Annotated in this window: 3 protein-coding genes; all 3 read left to right on the top strand. The window is 49.1% G+C overall.

All coding sequences use genetic code 11. The features are described 5' to 3' along the window. Position 1: 1 nt before the first annotated feature. The gene (locus BDD26_RS19570; RefSeq protein ID WP_280524518.1) at positions 2-9,904 is read left to right on the top strand and encodes a non-ribosomal peptide synthetase; all 9,903 of its coding nucleotides are present in this window, start codon (positions 2-4) and stop codon (positions 9,902-9,904) included. A 7-nt stretch (positions 9,905-9,911) separates the two neighbouring features. Then, positions 9,912-11,879 (top strand): AMP-binding protein, encoded by a 1,968-nt coding sequence (locus BDD26_RS20520; protein WP_147299017.1) that lies wholly within the window; start codon positions 9,912-9,914, stop codon positions 11,877-11,879. Positions 11,880-12,395: 516 nt separating this feature from the next. Further along, complete coding sequence (locus BDD26_RS12320) at positions 12,396-13,607, top strand: aspartate aminotransferase family protein (RefSeq protein WP_115826682.1); 1,212 nt, start codon at positions 12,396-12,398, stop codon at positions 13,605-13,607.

Consider the following 13,607-nt stretch of genomic DNA (forward strand, 5'->3'; position numbering starts at 1 on the left):
TATGTTGAAGCTATTAGAAGAACTCAATAAAAATCACATGTCAGTGTGGGCTTGTGAAAACAAATTAAAATTAGCCTTTTCAGGGGAAACTCCGCCTGTTCAATTGGTCGATAAAGTAAAAGCAAAAAGGGAAACTATTTTAAATTTCTTAAATGCAAAATGTATTTTCTCTGAAAAAGATTTTCAAAGTCTTATTCTGAGTGAAAATCACGCTAATTTTAATAACGCCAGTAAAAATAGTAACAATGAAATTGAAGTGATATTTCCCGCTACCAGTTTGCAGCAGGGGTTTATTTATCATTATCTGGCTCAGCCGCAGGATAACGCCTACCGGGTCCAGTTATTGCTGGATTATCACACAAATGTAGACCTTGCCGCCTATCAGCAGGCCTGGTCACTGGCTTCCCTGCGTTTCCCTATTCTGCGAACCGCTTTTGACTGGGAAGGAGAACTCTTGCAGGTGGTGACCGCAGGCGCGAGTATTGGTGCAGCCAATTTTACTGTTCGGGATCTCAGCCGATTACCCGCAGGAGAGCGGGATGCAGCGATTGATGCCATTCAGCAGCATGACCGGACACAACCATTTGATTTAAGCCAGCCGGGATTAATTCGTTTCACTATTATCAGGCAACATGACCAACTGGTGACGGTAATGATTACCCAACATCACTGTATTGCCGATGGCTGGAGTAACCCGGTTTTATTGCAGACTGTGCATGACTATTACAACCAACTGATACAAGGGCAGACACCCCGGATAGAGGCGGATAAAGCGTATCTGGCAACTCAGCAATATCACCTTGATCACAAACAAGCCTCTGAAGCGTATTGGGCTGAGCGTAAAACCCAATTCCACAGTGCGAATGACCTTTCGGCGCTGTTAAGCCATGACGTTGATTTGAACCGGATAAAAGCGGTAGAAAAACCTGCCGGGCAGGTGCTCACGATACAGGGGAATACCTATAAACAGCTTAAGGCAATGTGCCGGGACCAAGGCGTGACACTGAATGTGGTGTTGCAGTTTGCCTGGCATAAATTACTGCACAGCTACAGCGGGGATGAACAGACCATTGTGGGAACAACCGTATCAGGGCGGGATGTGCCGGTCGATGGTATCGAAGCCAGCGTTGGTCTGTATATCAATACGTTGCCATTGATGGTGCAGTGGGAAAACACACAGACAGTAGCCGATGTTTTACAGGCAATCCAGCATGACATTGCCGCACTCAACAGCCACAGTGCGGTGTCACTTGCCAGCCTGCAACCGGATGGCGCACGTTTATTCCACAGCCTGCTGGTTTTTGAAAACTATCCGGCACCTGTGGTGAGTGAAATCAGAGACGGAATTGAAAAAACACTGACATTCCGCAAAGCGATTGAAAAAACAGATTATCCGGTATTACTGATGGCTTATGAACATGGTGATAGTCTGATAGTGAAACTGAGTTACGGTGAAGACTGGCTGACGGACGAACAGGCACAGCGTTTACTCCGTCAGGTTAAGTGTATTTTATCCACGGTAGCGCGGGAACCCCACCAGCCCATCTCATCGGTAACGTTCCTCAGTGACACAGAACGCCATACTCTGCTGTATAGCTGGAACCAGACAGATATCCCGTACCCGCAAGACCGCACACTCCAGCAGCAGTTTGAAGCACAGGTTGTGGCGACACCGGATAATATTGCGCTGGTATTTGAGGGAGAAACCCTGACTTACCGTCAGCTCAACGAACGGGCAAACCAGCTGGCCTGTGCGATTCGCCAACATTATCAGCAGCAACATCATACGCCGATGCCCGTTGATACCCCCGTGGCTCTGTATCTGGATCGCAGTCTGGAAATGGTGATCAGTATGCTGGCGGTACTGAAAGCCGGCGGCGCTTATGTTCCTGTCTCTCCCTCTTATCCGGTAGAGCGGGTTCAGTTTATTTTAGAAGACACCCGTTCACCCTGCATAGTGACTCAGCAACAGTACCTGGCCCCATTGGCAGAATACACGCACGTGTTGGGGGAACAGCCCGCTCTGATAGCGGCAGATGATAAGGCCGTGACCGCTGGTCAGCCAGCAGAAAATCCGGCCTTAATCAACCAGCCGACCGATCTGGCTTATATCATCTACACGTCAGGCACCACCGGTCAGCCAAAAGGGGTGATGGTGGAACATAGCAGTGTTCAGAATCTGACTCAGTTTATTGCCAGAACACATTTACTGGCACCGCAGGTGAAAGCGCTGTTTTTCTCCAATTACGTGTTTGATGCTTCTGTTTTTGAAGTTTTCCCGGTGCTGATGTCCGGTGCCGCCTTGTATATTGCTCCCGCTGCGGTAACCGGAGACAGTGAGCAACTGCTGGCGTTTATTAATCAACATAAGATCACCAAAGCCTTTATTCCCACTGTCTTAATGAACCATTTTTCTGCCGAGTTATTCCGCTCAACCTTGCAGGTGATCCACACCGGTGGAGAGGCTCTTAATACTCTGGAGATCCCGCCGCATATCACGCTGTTTAACCAGTATGGTCCGACGGAAATTACCGTGTGTGCCAGCCAGAACCTGTTGCAGCACGGCGATCGGGCCATTGGGCAGGGGATCGATAACACCCGTCTGTATGTGCTGGATGAACAGGGCAATCTGTCCCCGATGGGTGCGCCGGGGGAACTGTATGTCGGTGGTGCCGGGGTGGCACGCGGGTATTTAAATCAGCCTGAACTCACCGCTGAGCGGTTTGTGGTCAACCCGTTTGCCACCGACGAAGACAGGGCACGGGGTTATACCCGGCTGTACAAAACCGGCGATCTGGTACGCTGGCGGCCGGATGGCAAACTGGACTATCTGGGACGCAATGATTATCAGGTCAAAATCCGGGGCTACCGTATTGAATTGGGAGAAATTGAAAGTGCGCTGGCGGCTCATCCGCGGGTAAAACAGGCGGTAGTGATTGATTGGGAGCAGGAAGGTCACAAAGTGCTGGCGGCCTATCTGGTGAGCGAGGGGAATATATCTGATGACGCTCTGACTGAACATCTCTCCGGTCGTCTGCCGGAGTACATGATACCGGCCCGCTTTATCCGCATTGAGTCAGTGCCGTTGACCCTGAATGGTAAGTTAGATCGCCGGGCATTACCGGAACCGGTCTGGGGCAACCGGGACAGTTACGTAGCACCGCGCAATGCACTGGAAACTCAGCTTTGTACTCTCTGGCAGGAGGTATTGGGACTGGCTAAGGTAGGCATTGAAGATAATTTCTTCCGTATCGGCGGCGACTCGATTGTCAGTATCAGGCTGGTTTCCCGATTGCGGAAAGCGGGTTTTACCGTTCAGGTCAAGTCGGTTTTTGAAGCGCCAACGGTGGCCCGTCTGGCACAGATATTGACACAGGAGCAACAGACAGTCAGCGTGGTGGCTGAACAGGGCAAATTAAGCGGGGAATTTGGCTTATTGCCTGTCCAGCAGGATTTCTTCAACCGCCAGTTACCGCAGCCACACCACTGGAACCAGGCGTTTATGATCCGCCTGCCCGGTACGATCAAGCACGGTGATATCGAAAAAGCGCTGAATCAACTGGCTGAACGACACGATATGTTGCGTGTCCACTTTGTTGAAACGGCAGCGGGTTACCGCCAGTGTTATCAGGCCGGTATGCCTTCATGGTTGCCTGCATTACGGCATTGTGATGTCAGTCAATGGGATGAAACGGCATTACATCAGCAACTGACTGAATGGCAGAGCCGCTTTGATTATTGTCACGGGCCTCTGTGGCAGGCAGCGCATCTGACCGGATATGCAGACGGGAGCGCCCGCTTATTCTTTGCGTTTCACCATCTGATCATTGATGCGGTGTCCTGGCGGATCATTGCAGAAGATATGCGTTTATTGCTACAGAGTGACGCACTACAGAGTAATACCTTGCCGGCAAAAACCAGCAGTTACCGGCAGTGGGTCAGCGCTGTGCATCGCTATGCCGAATGCCATCAGGATGAAATATCCTACTGGCAACAGGTCATGGCGGAGAGCAGGGCTTATCCTGTAGCGGGGGAACTCAGTCAGCATGAGGTGGCTATCTCTGAGGCACTGACCGAGACTTTATTGCGTGAGGCCAATGCCGGTTATCACACCGAAATTAATGACTTATTGTTGAGTGCCCTCACGCTGGCCTTGCAGGCGTGTTTTTCACGGCCGGACAACCTTATCTTGCTGGAAGGGCACGGGCGGGAACATATCGATAATACATTGGATGTTTCTGAAACCGTGGGCTGGTTTACAACCCTGTACCCTGTCCGGCTGGCAATGCAGGCCGATATTATCAAAACTATTATCCATACCAAAGAGATGCTCAGGGCTGTGCCGAATAAAGGGCTGGGTTACGGTGCTCTGCATCAGGCCGGGTATTTAGCGGGTAATCTGCCGGCGATCAGTTTTAACTACCTCGGTCAGTTAGGGGAAGAGGCGGGAGAACAGGACTGGTCACTCACCAGCGATGATTGTGGTGCTATGGCCGGCAGTCAGAATAGTAGTGATCTGTTGCTGAATATTAATGGCATGGTTCAGAGCGGGCGACTGCAATTCAGTGTGATATCGGGTTTACCACAACCTCAGACACAGACGTTTATCGCTGCGTTTGAACAGGCACTGCTGACGGTGATTAAAACCGCTCAGCAACAGGCACGAGCGGGGGGCATGAAGACCCTCAGCGATTACGGTATTAAAGGCGTTTCGATAGAGCGTTTACTCCATTTTCAGCAGAAATACCGGGTTGAGGCACTGTATCCTGCCACCAGTCTACAGCAGGGGTTTATTTATCATTATCTGGCTCAGCCGCAGGATGACGCCTACCGGGTCCAGTTATTGCTGGATTATCACACAAATGTAGACCTTGCCGCCTATCAGCAGGCCTGGTCACTGGCTTCCCTGCGTTTCCCTATTCTGCGAACCGCTTTTGACTGGGAAGGAGAACTCTTGCAGGTGGTGACCGCAGGCGCGAGTATTGGTGCAGCCAATTTTACTGTTCAGGATCTCAGCCGATTACCCGCAGAAGAGCGGGATGCAGCGATTGACGCTATTCAGCAGCATGACCGGACACAGCCGTTTGATTTAAGCCAGCCGGGGTTAATTCGTTTCACTATTATCAGGCAACATGACCAACTGGTGACGGTAATGATTACCCAACATCACTGTATTGCCGATGGCTGGAGTAACCCGGTTTTATTGCAGACTGTGCATGACTATTACAACCAACTGATACAAGGGCAGACACCCCGGATAGAGGCGGATAAGGCGTATCTGGCGACTCAGCAATATCACCTTGATCATCAACAAACCTCTGAGATGTATTGGGCTGAGCGCAAGGCTCAATTCCACAGGGCAAATGATCTTTCGGCACTGCTAGGCCGTAACGTAGATCTGAACCGGATAAAAGCGGTAGAGAAACCTGCCGAACAGGTACTCACGATACAGGGAAGTTCCTATAAACAGCTTACGACAATGTGCCGGGAACAAGGCGTGACGTTGAATGTGGTGTTGCAGTTTGCCTGGCATAAATTGCTGCACAGCTACAGCGGGGATGAACAGACCATTGTGGGAACAACCGTATCAGGGCGGGATGTGCCGGTCGATGGTATCGAAGCCAGCGTTGGTCTGTATATCAATACGTTGCCATTGATGGTGCAGTGGGAATCCACACACACAGTAGCCGATGTTTTACAGGCAATCCAGCATGACATTGCGGCGCTTAACAGCCACAGTGCGGTGTCACTTGCCAGTCTGCAACCGGATGGGGCACGTTTGTTCCACAGTTTGCTGATTTTTGAAAACTATCCGACACTTGTGGTGAGTGAAACCAGAGACGGAATTGAAAAAACACTGACATTCCGCAAAGCGATTGAAAAAACAGATTATCCGGTATTACTGATGGCTTATGAACACGGTGATAGTCTGATAGTGAAACTGAGTTACGGTGAAGACTGGCTGACGGACGAACAGGCACAGCGTTTGCTCCGTCAGGTTAAGTGTATTTTATCCACGGTAGCGCGGAAACCCCACCAGCCCATCTCATCGGTAACGTTCCTCAGTGACACAGAACGCCATACCCTGCTGTATAGCTGGAACCAGACAGATATCCCGTACCCGCAAGACCGCATACTCCAGCAGCAGTTTGAAGCACAGGTTGCAGCCACACCGGATAACATTGCGCTGGTATTTGAGGGAGAAACCCTGACTTACCGTCAGCTCAACGAACGGACAAACCAGCTGGCCTGTGCGATTCGCCAACATTACCAGCAGCAACATCATACGCCGGTGCCCGTTGATACCCCCGTGGCTCTGTATCTGGATCGCAGTCTGGAAATGGTGATCAGTATGCTGGCGGTGCTGAAAGCCGGCGGTGCTTATGTCCCTGTCTCTCCGCAATATCCTGCCGGGCGTGTCCGCTTTATTCTGACCGATACTCAGGCTCCGTGTGTAGTGACCCAACAGCGGCATTTGCCGGTATTAGAGACATACTGCGAGATAATGCCTGTTCAGCCCGCTCTGATAGCGGCAGATGATCAGGCTGTGACCGCTGGTCAGCCAGCAGAAAATCCGGTCTTAATCAGCCAGCCGACCGATCTGGCTTATATCATCTACACGTCAGGCACCACCGGTCAGCCAAAAGGGGTGATGGTGGAACACAGCAGTGTTCTGAATCTGACTCAGTTTATCGCCAGAACGCATTTACTGGCACCACAGGTGAAAGCGCTGTTTTTCTCCAATTACGTGTTTGATGCTTCTGTTTTTGAAGTTTTCCCGGTGCTGATGTCCGGTGCCACCCTGTATATTGCTCCTGCTGCGGTAACCGGAGACAGTGAACAACTGCTGGCATTTATTAATCAGCATAAAATCACTAAGGCTTTTATTCCCACTGCGCTGATGAACCATTTTTCTGAAGATCTGTTCCGCTCAACTTTACAGGTGATCCATACCGGTGGGGAGACTCTTAATATTCTGGAGATCCCGCCGCATATCACGTTGTTTAACCAGTATGGCCCGACGGAAATTACCGTGTGTGCCAGTCAGAATTTATTGCAGGGGGATGATTTGGCCATTGGCCGGGGAATTGATAACACCCGTCTGTATGTGCTGGATGAATGGGGCAATCTGTCGCCGATGGGTGCGCCGGGAGAATTGTATATCGGTGGTGCGGGTGTAGCACGCGGGTATTTAAACCAGCCTGAGCTGACTGCCGAGCGATTTGTGGAAAATCCATTTGCCACAGCCGAAGACAAGGTTCGGGGTTATACCCGGCTGTATAAAACCGGTGATTTGGTGCGCTGGCGGCCGGATGGCAAGCTGGACTATCTGGGACGCAATGATTATCAGGTCAAAATCCGGGGCTACCGTATTGAATTAGGGGAAATTGAAGCTGCATTGGCTGCGCATCCACAAGTAAAACAGGCGGTAGTGATTGACCGGGAGCAGGAAGGTCATAAAGTGCTGGCGGCCTATCTGGTTGCAGAGGAGGGACTCTCGGACGATAAACTGATCAGTCACTTATCTGGCTGCCTGCCGGAGTATATGGTGCCTGTCAGCTTTACTCGTATGGACTCTATTCCGTTAACCCTGAATAGTAAATTAGATCGTCGGGCACTACCGGAACCGGTCTGGAACAACCAACACAGTTATGTGGCACCACGCAATGCACTGGAAACCGAGCTTTGTGCCATCTGGCAGGAAGTTTTGGGGCTGGCGCAGGTGGGTATTAAAGATAATTTCTTCCGTATTGGTGGGGATTCTATCAGAGCGATTAAACTGACGGCGGCTATTCGCCACACGTTGGCAATGGATGTTTCACTGGCACAATTGTTTGAATTGAAAACGATTGCAGAATTATCCACACAGATTGGTCAGCAGACATACACAGTCATCCCTCATATCGAACTTGCCCGTTATCCCTTGTCCTTTGCCCAGGAGCGGATGCTGTTTATTGAACAGTTTGAACAGGGCGCTTATGCCTACCATATTCCTTATCTGGTGCAGTTGCATGAAGGAGTCAAATTGTCTCTGCTGGAAAGCGCAATTAACCGGGTGATTGAGCGTCATAATGTGTTGAAAACGGTATACCGCAGCGATGATGAGGGATATGGATATCAGCAAGTACTGGAAGATGATCTTCTGATTGAGTCACACTTCTGTACGAGTGTTGAGGCATTGTTGCATACAGTACATGCTGAATTGAGCACATCATTTAATCTGATGGCAGAACCGGGTTTGCGTCTGCGCCATTACCAGGTTGGTCACAGCCACTATCTTTTGTTCATGTGGCATCACATTGCCATTGATGGCTGGTCGGTAGATATCTTTATGCATGAGCTGGCAGAGGCTTACCATGCCCGGCTCGAAAACCGTGACAGCCGTCTGCCCGTATTGGAAATCACTTATGGTGATTACGCCCACTGGCAGCGAGAATATTTGCGGGGAGAAGTAGGAGAACGTCAACGGGCATACTGGCAGCAGGCACTGGCGGGGTATGAGCCGTTACTTTTGCCGACCGATCATCCCCGTCCGGTACAGGTAGATTATCAGGGACGAAATTTCGGCTTTACGTTAGGAAGTAAACTTACCGGCCAACTAAAGGCATTGGCAAAACAGCAGGAAACCACCCTATACACTGTTTTATTGAGTGGTTTTTATCTCATGCTGGCGAGGTTATCCGGGCAAAGCGATATTGTACTGGGGACACCGACCGATAACCGCCACCATGCCCAGACTCAATCCCTGATCGGGATGTTTGTTAATTCACTGGTTCTGCGGGCACAGGTGGAACAGACCGGCAGTGTGGAACGTCTGATTGAACACGTTCACGATGTGATTGCTCAGGCTAAGGCCCATCAGGATATACCATTCGAGCAGTTGGTTGATGCTCTTCAGGTTGAGCGGGATGCGTCCCGTCATCCTGTTTTTCAGGTGCTGTTCGGGCTGCAAGACGCCGGGAAAACACTACAAACAGCCACAGATTTGCCGTTTAGCCCAGTGCAGTTGGATGATTCTCTGTATAGTCCGGCTAAGTTTGATCTGAGCCTGTTTATTGCTGAGGATGCCTCCTGCCTGACAGGGGCGTTCAATTACGCTGTCAGCCTGTTTGATGAAACGACCATCGCCCGGATGGCGGCCGGTTATCAGCAGGTATTGACTGCTTTTGTGGCAGATCCACAGCAACCCTTGAGCCGCCTTGACGTGTTGTCGGCGCAGGAGCGTCATACCCTGTTGTCTGGCTGGAACCAGACGGACAGGCCCTGCCCGTCAGAGAATACCCTGTCACAACAATTTGAGGCGCAGGCAGCTGCCACACCGGATAATGCCGCCCTGGAATTTGCCGGAGAAACCCTGACCTACCGCCAGCTTAACGAACGGGCCAATCAGTTAGCTGCCGTGATCCGGGCACAGTATCAGCAACAGTGCCAGACCCCGATGCCGGCAGATACGCCGGTGGCGTTATATCTGGATCGCAGTCTGGCGATGATTATCGCTATTCTGGCGGTGTTAAAAGCCGGCGGGGCTTATGTCCCGCTTTCACCGGAATACCCGCCGGAGCGTACCCGCTTTATTCTGACTGACACACAGACTCCGTGTGTGGTGACTCAGCGCCACCATCTGCCCGCCCTGACCGCCTGCACACAGGCACTGACGGCGGCCCCCGTTCTGATTGCCGCCGACGATCCGGCAGTAACCGCCGGTTATCCTGCCGGCAATCTCCCGCCGGTCAGCAGGGCCACCGATTTGGCCTATATCATTTACACGTCAGGCACCACCGGGCAGCCGAAAGGGGTGGCACTGACTCACCGCAGTGTGATGAACCGTCTGGGCTGGATGTTGTCGCGCTACCCTTTCCGGCCCGCCGATAAAATACTGCAAAAAAACCCCGTACACCTTTGATGTGTCAGTGTGGGAATTGCTGGCGGCGAACTGGACAGGGGCATGTATTGTGATTGCTCCGCCGGAGGTACATAAACAGCCGGTGGAGTTGCAGCAACTGATCCGGCAAAGTGGCGTGACTGTGTTGCATTTTATCCCGTCCATGTTAGGGGCATTCTGCCAGACCCTGGAGGCAATGCATCAGCAGTTACCGGCCGGAGTACGTTATGTTTTCTGTAGCGGGGAAGCGCTGACGGCGTCGCAGGTCAGGGCATTTAACCGGATCCAGACGGGCAACAGTGCCCTTATCAACCTCTATGGGCCGACAGAAGCGGCGATTGAAGTCGCCTGTTATGAGACGGACACGGCGTGTCACGGTAATGTGCCGATTGGGCGGGCGATTGATAATGTGCGGCTCTATGTGCTGGACAAATACGGTAATCCTTCCCCGACAGGGGCACCGGGTGAGCTGTACATTGGCGGTGTTTGTCTGGCGCGCGGTTACTGGAACCAGCCGGCCCTGACGGCAGAGAGTTTTGTGCCGAACCCGTTTGCGACAGCGGAAGATGTCGCATTGGGCTATACCCGGCTGTATAAAACCGGGGATTTGGTGCGCTGGCGGCCGGACGGTAATCTGGATTATCTGGGACGCAATGATTTTCAGGTGAAAATTCGTGGTTACCGGATTGAACCGGGGGAGGTTGAAAGTGCGCTGGCGACTCACCCGCAGGTGAAACAGGCGGTGGTGATCGACCGGGAACACGAGGGGGAGCGCGTGCTGGTGGCCTATCTGGTCACGGAGGGCGGGGAGGGGGATGATACCGTGTCGGATGACAGCCTGATTGGGCATCTGTCAGCTCGCCTGCCGGAGTATATGGTGCCGGCCAGTTTTACCCGCATTGAGTCCGTGCCGCTGACGCTGAATGGCAAACTGGATCGCCGGGCTTTACCGGCGCCGGTCTGGGTGAGCCGTGAACAGTATGTGGCGCCGCGTACGGCACTGGAAACCCGGTTATGTATGATCTGGCAGTCGGTATTGGGGCTGACGCGGGTGGGGATTGAAGATAACTTTTTCCGTATCGGGGGGAATTCCCTGCTGGCGATTAAGCTGGCCGCCGCTGTTCATCGTGAAATGGAGATTGAGATCCCATTGCATATATTGTTCAGCTACCGGTCTGTGTCTTTGTTAGCAGGATGGCTGGAGGATGGGCATGCTAAATGTGAACTTCTGCATCAGTTAACGCCAAAATCGACAGCAACAGATAAATTGTTTATGGTTCATGCAGCTAATTGTAGTAGTGAGGTATATACTTCGCTGGCTAATGAATTAGCTGATGTATATAACTGTATAGGCATCAATAATTATAATTTGCTTACGGAATATCACATTAGTTCATTAGAAAAAATAGCCCAAATCTATTTAGAATTGATTTTAACTGAAACTTCTATTGATAAGCCTGTCAGGATATTAGGCTGGTCATTAGGAGGACAATTAGCGATGGAAATTGCATTTCAACTTGAACAGAGTGGAGCAAAAGATATCGAGGTATTTTTGTTAGATACAATAATAAATACTGATGAGTTAAAAAGATTAAAAAATCAAATGGATATGTCATATGTTGTTAAGGGTGTTACAAAAAAACTACAGCAAATGGGTGCCGAAGATTCTTATATAAATAAAGTATTGGAAGCCATTCCTTTTGAAAATAAAATTATTAATTGTGACTTAAGTGGTAAATTAACCTATACAAAAATCATTTTATTTAAAGCAGGAAAAACGGATCAAAGTTACAAAGGAGAAATTGGGGTACTGGTAAATCAGTTAGTAGCCAAGATGCCGGATAATAATATTTCTGCCTGGGTTACTGAACCTTTAATGATTAAATTAATTGAACATTGTTCTCACTCGGATATCATTGAAGCTACTTCGATTATTAAAGATGAAATCATTAATAAAAATTCAGTTAAGGAAGGTGTATCAATATTTACTGAATAAGTTTCAACTAACTGTGTAACTACAAATATTAAATGATCCTCCGGAAGCAACGGTAATCTGCTTCTGGGGGAATAATTTTTTAATACACCTGATCAAAAAACATCATCTCAATAACTGAATAATTATCGAGCAAAAAAAGCTGTCTTTTCGTCCGTGCTAAATTTATACCTCTTTTTATTTAGTTTTTATGCATAAACATTGCATAAATTGAAGAAAAAATCGTTTTTATAAATTGTGAAAAACATCATAAAGTAAATTTGTTGTGATTTTATTGTGTTGACTTTGTTAAAAAATCAGGGTAATGATTCGATCAATTGTTAACCAAAAGAGGCAATGAAAGGTATTGGAAGATTAATTTGAAAATTAAATGAAAGATTGATCGAATGAATGAATTTAATTGGAAATCAATAGAAATAATTAATAGAAAATATGATTTTATCTATTAATTTGAAGAAATATTCTATTAAATATGGATTCATTATCGTCTTTCTTGTTCATTTTTTCGAGGTAAAACAAATGTCGAAAACGATTCAGAGAAGTTGGTTTGATCAGTATATGATTCCTTGTTTCTCACCGGCTCCCTTTATTCCGGTCAGAGCTGAAGGTTCCAGAGTGTGGGATCAGGATGGAAAAGGATACATTGATTTTGCCGGAGGGATTGCTGTTAACGTATTGGGACATGCCAATAATGAATTAAAAGAAGCGTTAAGTGTTCAAATGGAAAACCTCTGGCATATTGGTAATGGATATACAAATGAACCTGTTCTAAAGCTGGCACAAGAGCTGGTTGAAAGTACCTTTGCTGATAAGGTTTTTTTCTGTAACTCTGGTGCTGAAGCGAATGAGGCAGCACTGAAAATTGCCAGAAAATATGCCTTGGATAAATATGGCAGCCATAAAAACGAAATTATCTCATTTGAAAACTCTTTTCACGGCAGAACATTATTTACAGTGACAGTCGGGGGGCAACCCAAATACTCACAAGATTTCGCTCCGCTTCCACAACAAATTACCCACCTCCCTTATAACGATATTGAAACGATCAAAGCACATATTTCTGAAAAAACCTGTGCGGTTATTGTTGAACCCATTATTGGTGAAGGGGGAATTATCCCCGCTGATCAGGCATTTCTGAAGGCTTTAAGGGAACTGTGTGATCAACATCAGGCCCTGCTGATTTTTGACGAAATACAGACAGGGATTGGTCGCACGGGCTATCTGTATGCTTACGAAGAAACAGGTGTTGAGCCAGATATATTAACCAGTGCAAAAGGGCTGGGAGGTGGTTTCCCTATCGGGGCTATGCTGGTTAAACAACATATTGCAGAGGTTTTCCAGCCGGGTTCACACGGTACAACATTCGGGGGTAATCCGCTGGCAGCCGCAGTTGCTCATAAGGTATTGAGCATCGTCAATCAGCGGGAATTTCTGGCAGGTGTACAGGCGCGCCACCATGAATTTATCCGGCAGATGTCCACTTTGAACCAACGTTACCCGTTGTTCAGTGAAATCCGTGGCAAGGGGTTACTACTGGGGGCAGAGCTGGAGAAAAAATATCAGGGCAAGGCTAAGACTCTGATCAATATCGCGGCGGAAGAAGGGTTAATTGCCCTGATTGCCGGGCCAGATGTGCTGCGTTTTGCTCCGGCATTGAATATTGAACAACAGGATATCAACGAAGGCTTTGCCCGACTTGAAAACGTCCTCAAGCGATTTGTTCAGGAATAA

The organism is Xenorhabdus cabanillasii (assembly GCF_003386665.1).
In the GTDB taxonomy this organism is placed as follows: domain Bacteria; phylum Pseudomonadota; class Gammaproteobacteria; order Enterobacterales; family Enterobacteriaceae; genus Xenorhabdus; species Xenorhabdus cabanillasii.